Genomic DNA, 19733 nt, shown 5'->3' with positions numbered 1-19733 from the left:
TCACCACTTCAAGGAGGCTCTCCGCCATGGCAGTCGACACTCCCGACAGCTCCGTGAACCCCGGCCCGATCATGGGCCTGATCCTCGGCTCCTGGCAGTCGCGGATCCTGCTCGCGGCCGTCGAGTACGACCTCTTCACCGAACTGTCCAAGGGCCCGGCGACCACCGCCGAGCTCGCTGAGCGGCTCGGCCTGGTCGAGCGCGGCACCAACGACCTGCTCGCCGGTCTCGTCCACCTCGGCCTGCTGGAGACGGCCGACGGACAGTTCACCAACGCCCAGGTCAGCGACGCGTTCCTGGTCAAGGGCCGCCCCGCCTACCTCGGCGGCTACCTGCACTTCTGCGAGCAGGAGCTCAACCCCGCGTGGAACGGCCTCGCCGACTCGCTGCGCACCGGCAAGCCGCAGAACCAGGCCGCGGTCGCCGGCAACCCGTACGACAGCCTGTACGCGGACGCCGACGCCACCGACGGCTTCCTCGACAGCATGGACCTGCTCAGCGCGCCGATCGCGCAGGCCCTGAGCCGTGTCGACTGGAGCGGCTACACCTCCTTCGTCGACATCGGCGGCGCCCGCGGCAACTTCGCCCACGAGGTCGTCCAGCACAACCCGCACCTGAAGGGCGCGGTCTTCGACCTGCCGCCGCTGCAGTCCGCCTTCGACCGGCACATGGCCCGGCTCGGCGACTCCGAGCTCACCTTCCACGGCGGCGACTTCTTCAAGGACGACCTGCCCAAGGCCGACGTCCTCGTCTTCGGCCACGTCCTGCACAACTGGGGGGTCGAGGACCGCATCGCCCTCCTGAAGCGCGCCTACGACGCGCTGGAGCCGGGCGGCGCCGTCTTCGTCTACGACCCGATGGCGGGCGGCGAGCAGCCGTCGATGCACGGCGCCCTCGCCGGTCTCACCATGCTCGTCTGGTCGCGCGGCGGCCACGAGTACTCCGCCGACGAGCTGCACGGCTGGCTGCGCGAGGCCGGCTTCTGGCCCGAGACCGTCGAGGTCGAGGGGCTTCACGAGGACGTCCTGGTCATCGGCCGCAAGCGCGGCTGACCCCGGCCCGAGGAAACGTGAGGAGTCGACGATGCCGAGCACGTCGGACGTCCGGCCGGAGATAGGCCGCCCGGACATCACCATCGCCCTGGTCGAAGAGGTCACCGCCGGCGACCCCGAGCGCCTGCGGGAGGCGGGCGCCGCGGTCGTCGCGCGGTGGGAGTCCACCGAGTGGCCCCAGGGCCTCGAGACCGTGTCCCTGTTCTACGGCACCGACGGCACGTCGCTGCTGACCTACGCCCAGTGGACGGCGGACGCCGGGGACGAGGAGGTCCTGACCAAGGCCTACGACGCCCTGCGTCCGGACTGGCGCGCCCTCGGCTACGAGCCGGGCGAGCCCGCCACCTTCGCGCTGTACCGCCGGGTGCAGCCCACCGTGCTGCCCGACCCGCTCCCCGAGGTCGGCTGCTACCCGGCCGCGTTCTTCGCCATGCGTCCCGGCGAGACCGCGCGCGCCTGGGTCGACGGCCTCCTCGGGCAGGAGGAGGAGACCGTCGGCGAGGACCGTTCCTACCCCGGGGCGATCGCCGCCAACTTCCACGTCTCCACGGCCGACGACGGGATCTTCCTGCTGTCCGAGTGGGCGTCCGAGGCGGAGGCCCTCGTCCACATCAAGGCCGAGATCGAGCCGCTCCTGGAGTACATGGGGCAGGCCGAGGCCGGGGCAGGCCGTCGCTACGAGTTCCACACCACCCGCACCAAGTGACCCGTACGGCCTGGCCCGTACAGAAGTGAAGGGCGATTCCCCTTGGCAACACCGTCAACCTGGTCCGCACCCACCTCGCGCGAGGTCGTCTTCGGCTTCGGCGCCCACAGCGTCATCGGCGACACCCCGACGCTGCTCGAGATGGCCCAACTGGCGGACCGGGAGAAGCTCGACCTCTTCTCCCTGTCGGACCACCCCTACGTGGGGCAGCGCCTGGACGCGTACGCCACCGTCGGCTTCGTCATCGGCCGCACGCAGCACCTCGCGGGATTCGCCAACGTCAGCAACCTGCCGACGCGGCCGCCCGCCATGCTGGCGCGCACCGTGACGACGCTGTCCGCGCTCTCCGGCGGCCGCGTCGTGCTCGGCATGGGCGCCGGCGGGCTGTGGGAGCGGATCGCGGACATGGGCGTCGAGCCGCTCTCCCCGGCGGAGGCCGTGGAGGCCTTCGAGGAGGCGATCGTCCTCACGAAGAAGCTGTCCGGCGGCGGTCCGCCGGTCACCTTCCAGGGCCGCCACTACCGGGTCAGCCAGATCGACCCGGCGCCGGTCCCCGCCGCGCCGGTGTGGACCGGCTCGGTCGGCCCCAAGTCCCTGGCCGCCACCGGCCGCGTGGCCGACGGCTGGATCCCGGGGCACGCGGCGGACTGGCTCAGCCCCCGCTACCGCGCGTCCCGACCGGTCGTCGACGAGGCCGCGCGCTCCGTGGGCCGCGACCCGCGCGAGGTGCGCACCATCTTCAACTTCCCCGGTCAGATCACCGACCGCCCGCTGGCCGCGACCCGCGACCGGGACGGGCGCTGGCTCGGTGGCGACGTCGACCAGTGGGTCGAGGAACTGACCGGCGCCGTCGTCGAGCACGGCGCGTCCGGCTTCATGCTCTTCTCCCCCCGGGGCGGGACCCCCGACCTGGCGTCCCTCGGCCGCTGGGCCGGTCAGATCGCGCCGGCCGTGCGCGAGGCCGTCGCGAAGCACGCCGGCTGACCCGGCCCGTCCTCCGCCCCCACCGCATTCCGCAGACTTTCCCATTCGAAGGGTTCTTCCATGAGCAACAGGCTTGAGAACAAGACGGCGCTCGTCACCGGCGCCAGCCGGGGCATCGGTCGCGCCATCGCCCTGCGCCTCGCGCAGGACGGTGCCGTCGTCGCCGTGAACTACTCGGGCAACGAGACCGCCGCCAAGGAGACCGTGGCCCTCATCGAGGAGGCCGGCGGCCGCGCCTTCACCGTGCAGGCGAGCCTGGGGCAGCCCGGCGCGATCGAGCAGTTGCTCGACGGCACCAAGGCCGGCCTGGTCGAGCTCACCGGCTCGGAGCGGCTCGACATCCTGGTGAACAACGCCGCCGCCACCGGCTTCGCCGGCGCGGGCCCGGCCTCGGTCACCGAGGAGATCCTCGACAACTGCTACAACATCAACGCCAAGGCGCCGTTCCTGCTCATCCAGAAGGCGCTGGAGCTGATCCCGGACGGCGGCCACATCGTCAACGTCTCCTCCGGCGTGACCCACTCCGCGTTCCCGATCCAGATCGCGTACGCGATGAGCAAGGGCGCCCTGGAGCAGATCACCCTGCACATGGCCCCGGTCCTGGCCCCGCGCAACATCACCATCAACACGGTCGCCCCGGGCGTCACCGACAACGGCGACCCGGTGTTCCAGGACCCCGAGGCGCTGAAGCAGATGTCCGCGCTGTCGGCCTTCAACCGGGTCGGCACGGTCGACGAGGTCGCCGACATCGTCGCCTTCGTCTCCTCCGACGAGGCCCGCTGGATGACCGGTTCGTTCGTCGACGCCACCGGCGGCACCCTTCTCGGCTGAGGAGCCCCCACCATGCAGAACGAGATCCAGTCGGCGGTGGGCTTCGCCCACGCCAAGCCGGAGAAGGCGGAGGAACTGGGCGCGCTGCTCGTCTCCTTCGCCGAGCGATCCCGCAACGAGCCCGGCTGCATCGGCAGTTGGATCAACCAGGACGCGCAGGACCCGAACCTCTTCGTGTTCTACGAGATCTGGGCGACCCGCGAGGACCTGGACCGGCACCTCGCGCAGACGTACATGCAGGAGTTCCTGGCGGGCCGCGAGGCCTACCTGGCGAAGGAGCTGGAGGTGCGCCAGCTGACGCTGACCGGCTCCGTCCCCGGCGCCGTGTCGGAGCCGGCCGACCCGGCCGAGATGAACCAGCGGTACCTGGACGCCTACGCCGCCCGCGACATCGACGCGATCATGGACGTCTACGCGCCGGGCGCCGCGGCCGTGTGGGAGCCCGGCAAGGCCGTCAGCGGCGCCGAGCACCGCGCCGCCGTCGTCGAGTTCCTGAAGCTGGAGCCCCAGCTGTCGGCGAAGGTCGCCGAGCGCTACATCGTCGGCGACACCGCCGCGCTCGTCATCGACTGGAGCATCGAGGTCCCCTCGATGCCCGAGATGACCGGCACCGGACGCGGTCTCGACGTCCTCAAGAAGAACGCCCGTGGCGAGTGGCGTTACGTGATCACCAACCCGTTCGGGAGCCTGTGACATGAAGGTCGAAGGCAGTGTCGCCGTGGTCACCGGTGCCGCCAGCGGCATCGGCAAGGCCATCGCGGAAGCCCTGATAGGCGCCGGCGCCCGGGGCGTCGTCGTCTCCGACATCGACGCCGCCGGCGCCGAGCAGGTGGCGGCCGGCATCGGGGCCAAGGCGCTCGCGGTGCAGGCGGACGTCGCCGACGAGACGTCGATCCGCGACCTCGTGGACCGGGCCCGGGAACGGTTCGGCTCCGTCGACATCTTCGTGTCCAACGCGGGCCTCACCGTGACGGGCAGCTACGAGGCCTCGGACGAGGAGTGGAAGCGCGCGCTGGACGTCAACATGATGTCCCACGTGTGGGCGGCCCGCGCCGTGGTGCCGGCCATGCTGGAGGCCGGCCGGGGGCACCTGGTGCAGACGATCGCGGCCTGCGGCGTGCTCACCGCGTTCGGCGCGGCGCCGTACTCCGTCGCCAAGATGGGCGCGGTCGCGTTCGCCGAGTACCTCGCCGTCGAGTACGGGCACCGCGGGCTCGGCGTCTCGTGCCTGATGCCCCAGGCGGTCAACACCCCGATGCTGGCCGCCAGCGTCAGCAGCAACGAGCAGCTGGCGAAGCTGAAGGAGGTCTCCGAGGTCCTGGAGCCCGAGCAGGTGGCCAAGGCCGCCGTCGAGGCCATCGAGGAGAACCGGATCCACGTGTTCACGCACCAGGGCTCGGCCGAGTCCTTCCGGCAGCGGGCCGCCGACGCCGACGTGTGGGTGGGCCAGATGCAGGCGATCCGTCACGGCGCCCGTCCCTGACGGACCGTCCCCCGGGTGCGGGGCGCCGCCCCCCGCGCGCCCCGCACCCGTCCCCCGTCCCCCTCGCCGTGCCCGGTACTGGCTCACAGGAAGGAAAAACATGTCCGAGGAAACACTGCGCCTTGCCGTGATCATCGGTTCGTCCCGCGTGGGCCGCACCGGTCCGGCCGTCGCGCGCTGGTTCGTCGAAGAGGCCGAGTCCTGCGCGATGTTCGACGTCGACGTCCTCGATCTGGCCGACGTGGAACTGCCGCTGTCGCTGACGCAGGAGCCCGGGGCCGAGTCGGCCGTGCTGCTCGCCTCCGTCGCCGAACGGCTCGACTCGGCGGACGCGTTCGTCGTCATCACCCCCGAGTACAACCACAGCTTCACCGCCCCGATGAAGAACCTGATCGACTGGCACCGCGCCGAGTGGTCGGCCAAGCCGATCGGCTTCGTCTCCTACGGCGGACTGTCCGGCGGACTGCGGGCCGTCGAGCAGCTGCGCCTGGTCTTCGCCGAGCTGCACGCCGCCACCATCCGGGACACGGTCAGCTTCCACGGCGTGTGGCAGCACATCGGCGAGGACGGCGTGCTGCGCGCGCCGGACGCCGCGGTGCCGGCGAAGGTCATGCTCGAAAAGCTCCAGTGGTGGGCGTCCGCCCTCAAGGACGCCCGCACCGCCCGCCCGTACGCCGCCTGAAACCAGGGAGTGTCATGAGTTCCATCAGGGTGGAGGACGGCTACTTCACGCTGTTCAACATCTTTCACACCGAGGACCCGGCCGGGCAGCAGGTGCTGTTCGACCAGTGGCGCAGCCTGCCGCCGGCGAACGTGCAGCCCGGCCTGATCTCGGGCAACTTCCACCGGGGCCTCGACGGCCGCTCCGTCGTGAACTACGCGCAGTGGGAGAGCCAGGAGGCGTACGACGCCTTCATGAGCGAGCGCGCCACGAAGGGCCGGCTCGGCAGCGCCCTGAACGTCTCCCGCCTGGACAACATCCCGTGCGAGGTCGTCCACACCTGGCACGACGAGCCCCGGATCTCCCTCGCCGAGCCCCGCTTCACCGTGGTGATCGTGGTCAAGGCGAAGCCGGAGGACCAGGCCGAGGTGCTCAAGGAGATGACCTACGACCCGCCGGAGCTCGCGACCACGCCGGGCTACGTGTCCCACGCCGTGCACCGCGGTCTGTCCGGGGAGTACGTCGTCAAGTACGCGCAGTGGGAGGACGAGGAGAGCTTCCGCGCCTTCCTCGGCCGGCCGAAGGAGCCGTCCGGGCTCGACGAGCTCGACGGCGTCACCGTCGAGCTCTACTTCAGCGAGATCGAGTACATCAGGGAGCGCGTGTGAGCCGCGACGGGACATGGCAGGACGCCGAGGCGCTGGAGACGGCGGCCGGCACCGCGGGCCACTGCGCCCACGGCGCCGACACGGCCGGGCGGCTCGCCGACGGGACCGTGGAGGCGCTGGCCGCGGCCGGCTTCACCAGCGCGTTCGCGCCGGTCCGGCCGGACGGCACGGCCGCCACGACTGCCACCTTCGGCGCGGTGACGCAGGCCGTCGCCGCGATCGGCGAGGGCTGCACGTCCGCCGCCTGGCTCGCCTCCCTGTGGGCGTACAACGGGCGCTTCACCGCCTTCCTGCCGGACGAGGGACGCCAGGAGGTCTGGGCGAAGGGCCCCGACACCCGCGTCGTCAGCTCGATGGTCGCGGCCGGCGTCCGGGCGGAGCAGGTGGACGGCGGCTGGGAGTTGTCCGGCAAGTGGCTCTACGTCAGCGGGGTCGAGTTCGCCGACTGGGCGCTGCTCAGCTCGGCGCCGCCGCGCGAGGGCGACCGCTCGATCCGGGTGTTCGCCGTGCCGAAGGACGCGTTCACGCACGAGGTGTCCTGGTCGACGCTCGGCATGCGCGCCACCGGCAGCCACACCCTGCTCGTGGAGCGGGCGTTCGTGCCGGAGTACCGCTCGTTCGTCTGGGACGACATGCGGCAGGGCGTCCTGCCCTCGGGGACCGGTTCCTCCGTGCACGGCGCGCCGCTGTTCGCGGTGAACGGGCTCACCTTCGCGGCGCCCATCCTCGGTGCCGCCCGTGCCGCCCTGCGCCTGGTCGAGGACCAGCTGGCCACGCCGCCGAGCGGCGCCCGGGCGGCGGCGCGGGACTCGGCCCGGATCGCGTACACCCGCGCGGCGGGCGAGATCGACGCGGCGGCGCTGCTGCTCGCGCGGGTCGCGGAGACCGCCGACCTGGGCGGGCTCGCCGAGGACGGCGCGGCCTTCCGCAGCCACCGGGACGCCACGCTCGCCGTGGAGATCCTGGTCGGCGCGGTGGACCGGCTGTTCAAGGTGAGCGGCACCCGCGGGCAGGCGACGACCTCCCCGATGCAGCGGATCTGGCGCGACGTCCACGCGGCGGGCTCGCACGCGGCCCTCCAGTTCGAGCCGGCCGCACTGGCGTTCACGCAGCGGCTCGTCGCGGCCTGATCGCGGCCGCCGGGAGACGGTCCCCGGGGCGTGCGGGCCCCGGGGGCGTGCGGCGGTGAGGGCGTGCGGGCCCTTCAGCCGCGGGCGGCGGCAGCCCCGTGGTCCGGTTCCACGAAGACCACGGGGCCGTCGTTGTCCAGGACGACCCGGGCGAGCAGACCGGTGAGCGCGTCGCGTTCCGCCGGGTCGAGGCCGGCCGGGAGCTCCTCGATGCGCCGGCAGGCGTCGGTGTAGAAGCGGTCGGCGAGGCGGGCGCCCCGCGGGGTGAGCGCCACCCGGACCGCACGGCTGTCGTGCGGGTCCGGCTCGCGCCGCACGAGACCGTTGTTCTCGGTGCGGTCCACGAGTCCGGTGAGACTCGATTTGGCGAGCCCGAGCATCGAGCACAGTGCGCCCATGCCGTACGGCTGCGCCATCAATACGCACAGCAATTGGCCCTGCTGCGGCGTGAGGCCGTGCTCACGGCCCGCCTGGGCGTACACGGCGTTCACGAGGAACGAGGACCGCACCAGTGCGGCCGCGAGCCCCATCCTGCCGTCCTCTTCATGCTTGGCCACGCGCACAGCGTAGCACGCGAATATCGAAAGTTCGTGGCAGGAACTTCCAGTTCTTAACAAAGATCTGTAGTTCTTGAAGTTCTTATGTGTTGTGGTTCGCAGTGCGAACCACTAGCGTCTTTCATCAGAACCCGACGCAATTTCATAGGTTTGTGGAGTGTGAATCATGAGTCGTACTGTCGCCGTTGTGGGTGGAGGCTACGGGGGCGCCGCGGTGGCCAAGGCCCTCGAGACCGAGGCCGAGGTCGTCCTGATCGACCCGCGTGACGCCTTCGCCAACGTGGCGGGCTCGCTGCGCGCGCTGGCCCAGCCCGAGTGGGCGCCCAACATGTTCTTCCCGTTCAAGACCCTGGTGACGAAGGGCACGGTCATCCAGGACCGCGCCGTCTCGGTCGACCCGGCCGGCGTCACCCTGGCCTCCGGCAAGCGCGTCGACGCCGACTACGTGGTCCTGGCCACCGGCTCGAACTACGCCTACCCGGCCAACCCGGCCGCCCCCAACACCACTGAGGCGCTCGAGGACTTCCGCACCTCGCACAAGGAGCTCCTCCAGGCCGGCAAGGTGCTGATCCTCGGCGCCGGCCCGGTCGGCCTCGAGCTCGCCGGTGAGATCAAGGAGGTCTGGCCGGACAAGCACGTCACCATCGTCGACCCGGCCACCGAGCTGCTCCCCGGCTTCAAGCCCGAGGTCGTCGAGGAGCTGCACAAGCAGCTCGCCGAGCTGGGCGTCGAGGTCCGCCTCGGCACCGGCCTGACCGCCGAGCCCGGCACCCAGTCCGGCCAGGCCGGCGCCTTCACGGTCACCACCACCGCCGGCGACGAGATCTCCGCCGACGTCTGGTACCGCGCCTTCGGCACCACGATCAACAACGACTACCTCGCCGACGGCAAGCTCACCGCCCTCACCGCGCAGGGCCAGGTCGAGGTGACCGAGAAGCTGAACGTCAAGGGTCACGACCACGTCTACGCGGTCGGCGACATCACCGACGTCGCCGAGGCCAAGATGGCCGGCTACGCGATGCAGCACGCCGAGGTCGTCGCCAAGAACATCCTCGCGCAGCTCAAGGGCGAGGAGCCGACCGAGACCTACCAGCCGCTCGGCTTCCCGATGATCCTCCTGCCGCTCGGCACCCAGGGCGGCGTCGGCCAGCTGCCCTCGCCCGAGGGCCCGTTCGTCGCCCCGGCCGAGATGGTCTCCCAGTACAAGGGCCAGGACCTCTTCACCGGCCGCTTCGTCGGCACCCTGGGCCCCACGGCCGGCTGACCCCGGCCGGACCCACGGCCGGCCGACCCCGGTCGGACCCACGGCCGGCCGACCCCGGCCGACGCTCCACACCACAACCCCATAGCACCACCGCACCACCCGAGCTCGCCGCGCGAGCTCGCCGGTCCACCTGGATCCCCCGCCACGGACCGGCGAGCACGCGCGGCGTTCGCGTTTCCCGATCCGTTCCTACGACCACGGAGACGACGCCCATGACGGCATCCGCCGACACCACGCCCGGCGCACCCGCGGCCGGCACACCCGCGGCCGGTCCCGCCGACACCTTCCTGCGCATCGAGAAGGGCAGCCCGGACGCCACCGAACTCGCCGCGCTCACCGCCGTGCTGCTCGCCCGGACGGCCGCCCTCTCCGGGTCGGGCGCCGAGGCCGACGCCGAGCCCGGCGAGGGCGCGGACCCGCGCTCCCGCCGCACCGCCCGCTGGCGGCGGCTCGAGCGCCGCACCCGCACCGGCACGCCGCGCAGCTGGCGCGACGACACGCGCCGCTGATGCGGACGTACGCCGCCGGCGCACCCGCGGTCGGCGCCGTGAGGACGCCCGGGGGTGCGGCGGCGCGCACGGCGTCGCCGTACCCCGGTGAGCCCGGCGTCCCCGTCCACCACCTGGTACGCCGCCTGGTACGCCGCCGCCTCACCCGGTGCCTGGCCACGGTCAGGAAATGAGGCGGCACGCGCATCGAGGGCGGCACCCGGGGAGACCCGGAGACCCCGGGCCGACCGGAAGCCCCGGAACGACCGGAGAACCCGGGACACCCGGAGAACCCGGGCCGAGACGACCGGAGAACCCGGGACACCCGGAGAGACCGGGACGACCGGGGCGCCCGGAACACCCGGGACGCGCCGGGCGCCCGGGGCACCGGGAGCGCCCGGAGAACACCTACCGCCCGGAGTTGACCCCATGCCAGACCCGCTGAACACCGATGCCGCTCCCTCCGGGACCCGCGAGATCACCCTCGACGCCGCCGGCATCCCCCTGTCGGGGCTGCTCGCCGAGCCGCGCCACGGGCGCCCGAGGGCCGTCGTGGTCGCGGTGCACGGCGGCGGCATGCGCGCGGGCTACTTCGACAGCCGGGCCCGCCCCGGACTCTCGCTGCTCGCCCTCGGCGCCGACCTCGGCTACACGGTCCTCGCCGTGGACCGCCCCGGCTACGGCGCCTCGGCCGCCTGGCTGCCCCGAGGCCAGTCCCTGGCACAGCAGGCGGCGACGCTGCACGACGGCCTCGCCGACTTCGCCGCCACCCATGACACCGGCGCCGGCGTCTTCCTCGTGGCCCACTCCAACGGCGGCAAGCTCGCCCTGGCCGCGGCCGCCGAGGAACGCGGCGACGACCTGCTCGGCCTGGACATCTCCGGACTCGGCAGCCGACTCGCCGTCGGCACCGACCAGCTCCCCGGGCAGAACGGGCACGGTGACTGGCGCCGCCACTGGGGCTCGCTGCGGCTCTACCCGCCGGACGCCTTCCGGCAGGGCCGGCACCTGGTGTCCCCAGTGCCCGAAATGGAGGCGCGGGAGGGGCCGTTGTGGCCGGACGTGTACCCGACGATCGCCCGGCGGGTGCGGATCCCGGTCCGCTTCACGTTCGCCGAGCAGGAACAGTGGTGGCTGTTCGACGACGAGGCCCTGGCCGCCCTGCGGCGTCCCCTGGGCGCCCCCACCACCGTGATCGCCCACCAGCCGGACGCCGGGCACAACCTGAGCCTCGGCTGGGCGGCGCGCACCTACCACCTCAAGGCACTCGGCTTCCTTGAGGACTGCCTGCTCGCCAAGGACGCGGCGCCGGCCCGGCCCGCCGCCCGGCCGCCCGTGAGCCTGCCGGTCCCCGTGCCGTGACCCCCGATCGGAGACACGAGCCACCGAAGCCGCCGAAGCCACCGAGAGACAGGCAGAGATGAGCATCGACACGCTGGACACTCGTGAGAACGCCGAGCACGTCCTGGACCGCGGCCCCGTCGTCGTACCGACGCGCGAGCACCACGAAACCGCGTCGTGCGCCCACCCCGCCGTCCCGGCCTGCGGCCACCCCGCGCCGGCCGCGGACGAGCCCGCTCCCCCGGCCGTCGTGCGGCCCGCGCTGCTCGCCGGGGAGGAGCACGAGGCCCCGGACCCGTGGATCTTCCGCGGCACCGACTGACCACCGCGCGCAGCGCCGCGCGCACCCACCCATCGATCCGCCGTCACCACCCACCTTCTGGAGAGACATGTCCCGCCGTCTGTTCACCTCGGAATCCGTGACCGAGGGCCACCCCGACAAGATCGCCGACCAGATCAGCGACACCGTCCTGGACGCCCTGCTCGCCCAGGACCCGGCCTCGCGCGTCGCCGTGGAGACCCTGATCACCACCGGCCAGGTCCACATCGCCGGTGAGGTGACGACGGCCGCCTACGCGGACATCGCCACGCTCGTCCGCAACAAGATCCTCGAGATCGGCTACGACTCCTCGGCGAAGGGCTTCGACGGCGCCTCCTGCGGCGTGTCGGTGTCCATCGGCGCCCAGTCGCCGGACATCGCGCAGGGCGTCGACACGGCCTACGAGTCCCGTGTCGAGGGCGAGGCCGACGAGCTCGCCGCCCAGGGCGCGGGCGACCAGGGGATCATGTTCGGCTACGCGTCGGACGAGACCCCGAACCTGATGCCGCTGCCGATCGAGCTGGCCCACCGCCTCTCGCGCCGCCTCACCGAGGTCCGCAAGGACGGCACCGTCCCCTACCTGCGCCCCGACGGCAAGACCCAGGTCACCATCGAGTACCTGGGCAGCCACCCGGTCCGCCTGGACACGGTCGTGGTCTCCTCCCAGCACGCCTCCGGCATCGACCTGGACGGCCTGCTCATCCCGGACGTGCGCCGGCACGTCGTCGAGCACGTCCTGGCCCAGCTCGCCGAGGACGGCATCAAGCTGGAGACCGAGGGCTACCGCCTGCTCGTGAACCCCACCGGCCGCTTCGAGATCGGCGGCCCCATGGGCGACGCCGGCCTCACCGGCCGCAAGATCATCATCGACACGTACGGCGGCTACGCCCGCCACGGCGGCGGCGCCTTCTCCGGCAAGGACCCGTCCAAGGTCGACCGCTCCGCCGCCTACGCCATGCGCTGGGTCGCCAAGAACGTCGTCGCCGCCGGCCTCGCCCGCCGCTGCGAGGTCCAGGTCGCGTACGCCATCGGCAAGGCCGAGCCCGTCGGCCTCTTCGTCGAGACCTTCGGCACCGGGACCGTCTCCCAGGAGCGCATCGAGCAGGCCATCGCCCAGGTCTTCGACCTGCGCCCGGCGGCGATCATCCGCGACCTGGACCTGAAGCGGCCCATCTACTCCCAGACCGCGGCGTACGGCCACTTCGGCCGCGAGCTGCCGGACTTCACCTGGGAGCGCACCGACCGCGCCGAGGCGCTCAAGGCCGCCGCGGCCCACTGACGACCCCAGGAATCCGATCCCCAGGGCGGCCGGGCGACCGGCCGGCCGCCCGGCCGGCGCCGGCCACCGACAGGAGTGCAGGAGTTCACGTGCGTATCGCGGTGACAGGATCCATTGCCACGGACCATCTGATGGTCTTCCCCGGGCGGTTCTCGGACCAGCTCATCCCCGACCAACTCGCCCACGTCTCCCTCTCCTTCCTGGTCGACGCCCTCGAAGTGCGCCGGGGCGGCGTCGCCGCCAACATCGCCTTCGGCCTCGGCCGCCTCGGCCTCGACCCCCTCCTCGTCGGGGCCGTGGGCGCCGACTTCGCCGAGTACGAGGTGTGGCTCAAGGAGCACGGCGTCGACACCGGCGCCGTCCACGTCTCCGCCGAGCGCGGCACCGCCCGCTTCATGTGCATCACCGACGAGGACGCCAACCAGATCGCCGCCTTCTACGCCGGCGCGATGCAGGAGGCCCGGGACATCGACCTGGCGCACTCCCTCTACGGACGCCCGCGCCCCGACCTGGTCCTCGTCGGCCCGAACGACCCCGAGGCGATGCTCCGGCACACCCGCGACTGCCGGGACCTCGGTCTGGCCTTCGCCGCCGACCCCTCCCAGCAGCTCGCCCGCCTCGACGGCCCACAGGTGTGCGAGCTGGTGGACGGCGCACGCTGGCTCTTCACCAACGAGTACGAGGCCGCGCTGCTCCTCGAACGCACCGGCCGCGACCGCGACGACGTCCTCGCCGGGGTCGGCGCCTGGGTCACCACCCTGGGCGGCGACGGCGTCCGCATCGACCGCGCGGGCCACGACCCGCTCGTCGTCGGCGCCGTCCCCGACGCACCGGTCACCGACCCCACCGGGGTGGGAGACGCCTTCCGGGCCGGCTTCCTCGCGGCCCTCAGCCACCGGCTACCCCTGTCCGCCGCCGCCCGCCTGGGCTGCGTGGTGGCCTCGGCGGCCCTGGCGACGGTCGGCTCGCAGGCGTACCGCCTCGACCGGCAGCAGCTCGCGGCGACGGCGGAGCGCGCCTACGGCCCGGCCGCGGCCGCGGAGCTCGGCCCCGCGCTGGACGCCCTTCTCGCCCCGGACGCGACGCACACCCTTGACGCCCCGAACGGCTTGGACGGCACCTCATGACAGACCTCCGTGAAGCACTCGCCACCCGAGTCGTCGTCGCCGACGGCGCCATGGGCACGATGCTGCAGGCGCAGGACCCCTCCCTGGACGACTTCCAGCAGCTGGAGGGCTGCAACGAGATCCTGAACGTCACCCGGCCCGACATCGTCCGCTCCGTCCACCAGGCCTACTTCGCGGTCGGCGTGGACTGCGTGGAGACGAACACCTTCGGTGCCAACCTGGCCGCGCTCGGCGAGTACGACATCCCCGAGCGGGTCCACGAGCTGTCCGAGGCCGGTGCGCGGATCGCCCGCGAGGTCGCCGACGAGTTCACGGCGAGCACCGGGCAGCAGCGCTGGGTCCTCGGCTCGATGGGTCCCGGCACGAAGCTGCCGACCCTCGGCCACGCCCCGTACACGGCGCTGCGTGACGCCTACCAGCAGAACGCCGAGGGCCTGCTCGCCGGCGGCGCCGACGCCCTGCTCGTCGAGACCACCCAGGACCTGCTGCAGACCAAGGCGTCGATCATCGGCGCCCGCCGCGCCCTCGACACCCTCGGCGTCGACGTCCCGCTGATCTGTTCCGTCACCGTCGAGACGACGGGCACCATGCTGCTGGGCTCGGAGATCGGCGCCGCGCTGACGGCGCTGGAGCCGCTGGGCATCGACATGATCGGCCTCAACTGCGCCACCGGGCCGGCCGAGATGAGCGAGCACCTGCGCTACCTCGCCCGCCACTCGCGCATCCCGCTGTCCTGCATGCCGAACGCCGGCCTGCCGGTCCTGACGTCGGACGGCGCCCACTACCCGTTGTCGGCCGCGGAGTTGGCGGACGCGCACGAGACGTTCGTGGCCGAGTACGGCCTGAGCCTGGTGGGCGGCTGCTGCGGCACGACACCGGAGCACCTGGGCCGGATCGTGGAACGCGTCCGCGGCATCGTCCCCCCACCGCGCGAGCCGCGACCGGAGCCGGGCGCGGCGTCCCTGTACAGCCATGTGCCGTTCCGTCAGGACGCGTCGTACCTGGCGATCGGTGAGCGGACGAACGCGAACGGGTCGAAGAAGTTCCGCGAGGCGATGCTGGAGGCCCGGTGGGACGACTGTGTGGAGATGGCGCGCGACCAGATCCGTGAGGGCGCGCACATGCTGGACCTGTGCGTGGACTACGTGGGCCGTGACGGTGTCGCGGACATGGAGGAGCTGGCGGGTCGTTTCGCGACCGCGTCGACGCTGCCGATCGTGCTGGACTCCACCGAGGTGGAGGTCATCCGGGCCGGTCTGGAGAAGCTGGGTGGCCGGGCGGTCATCAACTCGGTCAACTACGAGGACGGCGACGGCCCGGAGTCGCGGTTCGCGAAGGTCACCCGTCTGGCACAGGAGCACGGTGCGGCGCTGATCGCGCTGACGATCGACGAGGAGGGCCAGGCCCGCACGGTCGAGAACAAGGTCGCCATCGCCGAGCGTCTGATCGCCGACCTGACCGGCAACTGGGGCATCCTCGAGTCCGACATCCTCATCGACACCCTCACGTTCACGATCTGCACGGGGCAGGAGGAGTCGCGCAGGGACGGGATCGCGACGATCGAGGCGATCCGTGAGCTGAAGCGGCGGCATCCGCTGGTGCAGACGACGCTGGGCCTGTCGAACATCTCCTTCGGTCTCAATCCGGCCGCCCGGATCCTGCTGAACTCGGTGTTCCTGGACGAGTGCGTGAAGGCGGGGCTGGACTCGGCGATCGTGCACGCGTCGAAGATCCTGCCGATCGCGCGCTTCGACGAGGAGCAGGTGCAGACGGCGCTCGACCTCATCTACGACCGGCGACGCCCTCAGCAGGGGGACGAGCCGGCTTATGACCCGCTGCAGAAGCTGATGGCGCTGTTCGAGGGTGCGACGGCGAAGTCGCTGAAGGCCGGCAAGGCGCAGGAGCTCGCGGCGCTGCCGCTGGAGGAGCGTCTGAAGCGGCGGATCATCGACGGTGAGAAGAACGGTCTGGAGGCGGACCTCGACGAGGCCCTGACCACGACCCCGGCTCTCGACATCGTCAACAACACGCTGCTGGACGGCATGAAGACGGTCGGTGAGCTGTTCGGCTCCGGTCAGATGCAGCTGCCGTTCGTGCTCCAGTCCGCCGAGGTCATGAAGACCGCGGTGGCCCATCTGGAGCCCCACATGGAGAAGTCGGACGCCGAGGGCAAGGGCACCATCGTCCTGGCCACGGTCCGCGGTGACGTCCACGACATCGGCAAGAACCTCGTCGACATCATCCTCTCCAACAACGGCTACAACGTGGTCAACCTGGGCATCAAGCAGCCCGTCTCCGCGATCCTGGAGGCCGCCGAGGAGCACGCGGCCGACGTGATCGGCATGTCCGGTCTGCTGGTGAAGTCGACCGTGATCATGAAGGAGAACCTGGAGGAGCTGAACGGCCGGGGGCTGGCCGGCAGGTTCCCGGTGATCCTCGGTGGCGCGGCTCTGACCCGGGCGTATGTCGAGCAGGACCTGCACGAGATCTACGACGGTGAGGTCCGCTACGCCCGCGACGCGTTCGAGGGCCTGCGTCTGATGGACGCGCTGATGGCCGTGAAGCGAGGCGTCCCCGGCGCGACCCTGCCCGAGCTCAAGCAGCGCCGGGTCCCGAAGCGGGACACCCCGCTCCTGGACGTACGCGAGCCGGAACCGGCCGGGCGCTCCGACGTCGCCACCGACAATCGTGTGCCCGAGGCGCCCTTCCTCGGCACCCGGGTCGTCAAGGGCATCGCGCTCAAGGAGTACGCGAGCTGGCTCGACGAGACGGCGCTGTTCAAGGGCCAGTGGGGGCTGAAGGACAGCGGGACGATCGAGACCGAGGGCCGGCCGCGGCTGCGCGCCTGGCTCGACCGGCTGCAGACCGACCAGCTCCTCGAAGCAGCCGTCGTCCACGGCTACTTCCCCTGTGTCTCCAAGGGCGACGACCTGATCGTCCTGGACGAGCACGGGGCCGAGCGGACCCGCTTCTCCTTCCCGCGCCAGCAGCGGGGCCGCCGCCTCTGCCTGGCCGACTACTTCCGCTCCGAGGAGTCCGGGGAGACGGATGTCCTGGCTCTTCAGATGGTCACGGTCGGTTCGAGGATCGGTGAGGAGACGGCGAAGCTGTTCGCCGCCGACGCCTACCGCGACTACCTCGAACTGCACGGTCTCTCCGTGCAGTTGGCCGAAGCGCTCGCCGAGTACTGGCACGCACGCGTACGGGCGGAGTGGGGCATCGCCGGCGCCTCGGAACCGGCCGGGATCGAGGGCATGCTCCGCACCGAGTACCAGGGCTGCCGCTACTCCCTCGGCTACCCCGCCTGCCCCGACCTGGAGGACCGCGCCAAGATCGCCGCACTCCTCGAACCCGGACGCATCGGCGTCCACCTCTCCGAGGAGTACCAGCTCCACCCCGAACAGTCCACGGACGCCTTCGTCGTCCACCACCCGGAAGCGACCTACTTCAACGCCGGAGGACGCCGATGACCACAGTGCGCGAGGTTCTCGCGAGCGGAACCCGTTCCTTCTCCTTCGAGTTCTTCCCCCCGAAGACCGAGGCGGGCACCCACACCCTGTGGAACGCGATCCGCCGGATCGAGCAGCTGTCGCCGACCTTCGTCTCCGTGACCTACGGAGCGGGCGGCTCCTCGCGGGACCGCACGGTGGAGGTGACCAAGCGCATCGCGACGGAGACGACCCTGCGGCCCGTCGCCCACCTCACCGCCGTCGGGCACTCGGTCGCCGAACTGCGCCACATCATCGGCCAGTACGCGGACGCGGGCGTGCGGGACGTCCTCGCCCTGCGGGGCGACCCGCCGGGCGACCCGAACGCGCCCTGGATCGCCCACCCGGAGGGTTTCACGCACGCCCATGAACTGGTCTCCCTGGTCAGGGAGCTGGGCGACTTCGGCATCGGTGTCGCGGCATTTCCGGAGCAGCACCCGCGCTCGCGCGACTGGGAGACCGACGTCCGGCACTTCGTCGCGAAGTGCAAGGCGGGCGCGGACTACGCGATCACCCAGATGTTCTTCGACCCGGAGGACTACCTGCGACTGCGCGACCGGGTGGACGTGGCCGGCTGCGACACCCCGATCATCCCGGAGATCATGCCCGCCACGGACGTGCGCCAGATCAGCCGCTTCGCCGAACTCAGTGGTGCGAGCTTCCCCGAGGACCTCGCCCACCGCCTGGAGGCGGCCCGCGACAACCCGGCCGAAGGCCACCGCATCGGCGTCGACCACGCCACGCGCATGGCCGAGCGACTCCTCGCCGAGGGTGCGCCCGGCCTGCACTACATCACGCTCAACAAGTCCCTCGCGACGCTTGAGATCCACCAGAACATCGCGTCCACCCACGCCGCGCCCGGCACCCCCAGCACTAGGAGCTTTGCACGTGTCTGAGTTCACCGATTTCAAGGTCGCCGACATCACCCTCGCGGAGTTCGGCCGCAAGGAGATCACCCTCGCCGAGCACGAGATGCCCGGCCTCATGGCCATCCGCCGCGAATACGCCGAGGCGCAGCCCCTGGCCGGCGCCCGTATCACCGGCTCCCTCCACATGACCGTGCAGACCGCCGTCCTCATCGAAACCCTCGTCGCCCTCGGCGCCCAGGTCCGCTGGGTGTCCTGCAACATCTACTCCACCCAGGACCACGCCGCCGCCGCCATTGCCGCCGCCGGCATCCCCGTCTTCGCCTGGAAGGGCGAAACCCTCGAAGAGTACTGGTGGTGCACCGAACAGGCCCTCACCTGGCCCGACGCCGACGGCCCCAACATGATCCTCGACGACGGCGGCGACGCCACCCTCCTCGTCCACAAGGGCGTCGCCTACCGCAAGACCGGCGCCCTGCCCGAAGCCACCAACGAAGAACTCGCCGTCGTCCGCACCCTGCTGGAAAGCAGTCCCCTCGACTGGACCACCATCGCCGGCACCATCCGCGGCGTCACCGAGGAAACCACCACCGGCGTCCACCGCCTCTACGAGATGCACCGCGAAGGCGAGCTCCTCTTCCCGGCGATCAACGTGAACGACGCCGTGACGAAGTCGAAGTTCGACAACAAGTACGGCTGCCGCCACTCCCTGATCGACGGCATCAACCGCGCCACCGACGTCCTCATCGGTGGCAAGACCGCCGTCGTCTTCGGCTACGGCGACGTCGGCAAGGGCTGCGCCGAGTCCCTCCGCGGCCAGGGCGCCCGCGTCATCGTCACCGAGATCGACCCCATCTGCGCCCTCCAGGCAGCCATGGACGGCTACCAGGTCGCCACCCTCGACGACGTCGTGGAGACCGCCGACATCTTCATCACCACGACCGGCAACAAGGACATCATCATGGCCGCCGACATGGCCAAGATGAAGCACCAGGCGATCGTGGGCAACATCGGCCACTTCGACAACGAGATCGACATGGCCGGCCTGGCCAAGATCCCGGGCATCGTCAAGGACGAGGTCAAGCCGCAGGTCCACACCTGGACCTTCCCGGACGGCAAGGTCCTCATCGTCCTGTCCGAGGGCCGTCTGCTGAACCTGGGCAACGCCACCGGTCACCCGTCCTTCGTGATGTCGAACTCCTTCGCCGACCAGACCCTGGCCCAGATCGAGCTCTTCACCAAGCCGGAGCAGTACCCGACCGACGTCTACGTGCTGCCCAAGCACCTCGACGAGAAGGTCGCCCGCCTCCACCTCGACGCCCTCGGCGTCAAGCTGACGACCCTCCGCCCGGAGCAGGCCGAATACATCGGCGTCCCCGTCGACGGCCCCTACAAGCCCGACCACTACCGCTACTGACGCGGCACGCCAGCGCCCCACCCGCCCGGGTGGGGCGCTTTCGGCGTTCCGGGAGCCTGCTCCCCACCCCGG

General features: G+C 71.5%; 19 protein-coding genes. 18 read left to right on the top strand and 1 reads right to left on the bottom strand.

The window, feature by feature from the left end; all coding sequences use genetic code 11:
- Positions 1-26 precede the first annotated feature (26 nt).
- The 9 genes from ACIRQF_RS36320 (at position 27) to ACIRQF_RS36280 (ending at position 7515) form a co-directional block, all read left to right on the top strand.
- Positions 27-1052: a methyltransferase gene (locus tag ACIRQF_RS36320; protein WP_404099028.1), complete on the top strand. Its 1026-nt coding sequence runs from the start codon at positions 27-29 to the stop codon at positions 1050-1052.
- 31 nt (positions 1053-1083) lie between these two features.
- Positions 1084-1758 carry a hypothetical protein gene (locus tag ACIRQF_RS36315; protein WP_376638422.1) on the top strand — a complete coding sequence of 225 codons (675 nt, stop codon included), beginning with the start codon at positions 1084-1086 and terminating at the stop codon, positions 1756-1758.
- Between the two features lie 42 nt (positions 1759-1800).
- Positions 1801-2742 (top strand): LLM class flavin-dependent oxidoreductase, encoded by a 942-nt coding sequence (locus ACIRQF_RS36310; protein WP_376638423.1) that lies wholly within the window; start codon positions 1801-1803, stop codon positions 2740-2742.
- A 60-nt stretch (positions 2743-2802) separates the two neighbouring features.
- Positions 2803-3573 carry an SDR family NAD(P)-dependent oxidoreductase gene (locus ACIRQF_RS36305; protein WP_376638424.1) on the top strand — a complete coding sequence of 257 codons (771 nt, stop codon included), beginning with the start codon at positions 2803-2805 and terminating at the stop codon, positions 3571-3573.
- 12 nt (positions 3574-3585) lie between these two features.
- The gene (locus ACIRQF_RS36300) at positions 3586-4266 is read left to right on the top strand and encodes an antibiotic biosynthesis monooxygenase (protein ID WP_382486535.1); all 681 of its coding nucleotides are present in this window, start codon (positions 3586-3588) and stop codon (positions 4264-4266) included.
- 1 nt (position 4267) lies between these two features.
- Complete coding sequence (locus tag ACIRQF_RS36295; protein WP_404099023.1) at positions 4268-5056, top strand: SDR family oxidoreductase; 789 nt, start codon at positions 4268-4270, stop codon at positions 5054-5056.
- A gap of 100 nt (positions 5057-5156) precedes the next feature.
- Positions 5157-5738, top strand: coding sequence for an NAD(P)H-dependent oxidoreductase (locus ACIRQF_RS36290; RefSeq protein ID WP_365350543.1), 582 nt, complete (start codon positions 5157-5159; stop codon positions 5736-5738).
- A gap of 14 nt (positions 5739-5752) precedes the next feature.
- Entirely contained in the window at positions 5753-6385 is a 633-nt protein-coding gene (locus tag ACIRQF_RS36285; protein WP_404099019.1) for an antibiotic biosynthesis monooxygenase, read from the top strand.
- Positions 6382-7515 (top strand): acyl-CoA dehydrogenase family protein, encoded by a 1134-nt coding sequence (locus ACIRQF_RS36280; RefSeq protein ID WP_404099017.1) that lies wholly within the window; start codon positions 6382-6384, stop codon positions 7513-7515. The genes ACIRQF_RS36285 and ACIRQF_RS36280 overlap by 4 nt, the downstream gene beginning before the upstream one ends.
- Before the next feature lie 74 nt (positions 7516-7589).
- On the opposite strand, the gene ACIRQF_RS36275 is transcribed toward ACIRQF_RS36280, so the two are convergent.
- Entirely contained in the window at positions 7590-8045 is a 456-nt protein-coding gene (locus tag ACIRQF_RS36275; protein ID WP_376638437.1) for a MarR family winged helix-turn-helix transcriptional regulator, read from the bottom strand.
- Between the two features lie 193 nt (positions 8046-8238).
- Here ACIRQF_RS36275 and ACIRQF_RS36270 point away from each other — a divergent pair, with 193 nt between their 5' ends.
- From ACIRQF_RS36270 to ahcY, 9 genes are all read left to right on the top strand, one after another.
- Positions 8239-9336 (top strand): NAD(P)/FAD-dependent oxidoreductase, encoded by a 1098-nt coding sequence (locus tag ACIRQF_RS36270; RefSeq protein ID WP_376638430.1) that lies wholly within the window; start codon positions 8239-8241, stop codon positions 9334-9336.
- 212 nt (positions 9337-9548) lie between these two features.
- Positions 9549-9845, top strand: coding sequence for an acyl-CoA carboxylase epsilon subunit (locus ACIRQF_RS36265; protein WP_376638431.1), 297 nt, complete (start codon positions 9549-9551; stop codon positions 9843-9845).
- Positions 9846-10253: 408 nt separating this feature from the next.
- The gene (locus tag ACIRQF_RS36260) at positions 10254-11186 is read left to right on the top strand and encodes an alpha/beta hydrolase (RefSeq protein WP_404099013.1); all 933 of its coding nucleotides are present in this window, start codon (positions 10254-10256) and stop codon (positions 11184-11186) included.
- 58 nt (positions 11187-11244) lie between these two features.
- A complete protein-coding gene (locus ACIRQF_RS36255) occupies positions 11245-11487 on the top strand; it encodes a hypothetical protein (protein ID WP_376638433.1) in 243 nt (80 codons plus the stop codon).
- A 67-nt stretch (positions 11488-11554) separates the two neighbouring features.
- Positions 11555-12763, top strand: coding sequence for a methionine adenosyltransferase (metK, locus tag ACIRQF_RS36250; protein WP_376638434.1), 1209 nt, complete (start codon positions 11555-11557; stop codon positions 12761-12763).
- A gap of 89 nt (positions 12764-12852) precedes the next feature.
- Entirely contained in the window at positions 12853-13890 is a 1038-nt protein-coding gene (locus ACIRQF_RS36245) for a carbohydrate kinase family protein (RefSeq protein WP_404099010.1), read from the top strand.
- Positions 13887-17360, top strand: a complete 3474-nt coding sequence (gene metH / locus ACIRQF_RS36240; protein WP_404099007.1) for a methionine synthase — start codon at positions 13887-13889, stop codon at positions 17358-17360. Before ACIRQF_RS36245 ends, metH begins: the two co-directional genes overlap by 4 nt.
- The gene (gene metF, locus ACIRQF_RS36235) at positions 17357-18274 is read left to right on the top strand and encodes a methylenetetrahydrofolate reductase [NAD(P)H] (protein ID WP_382482239.1); all 918 of its coding nucleotides are present in this window, start codon (positions 17357-17359) and stop codon (positions 18272-18274) included. Before metH ends, metF begins: the two co-directional genes overlap by 4 nt.
- Entirely contained in the window at positions 18261-19661 is a 1401-nt protein-coding gene (gene ahcY, locus ACIRQF_RS36230) for an adenosylhomocysteinase (protein ID WP_404099003.1), read from the top strand. Before metF ends, ahcY begins: the two co-directional genes overlap by 14 nt.
- Positions 19662-19733 lie beyond the last annotated feature (72 nt).

The sequence above is a fragment of the Streptomyces sp. NPDC101191 genome (genome assembly GCF_044767915.1).
Classification (GTDB): domain Bacteria; phylum Actinomycetota; class Actinomycetes; order Streptomycetales; family Streptomycetaceae; genus Streptomyces.
Note: the sequence above shows the minus strand (reverse complement) of the source record. Positions and strands in the feature narration are given on the sequence as shown.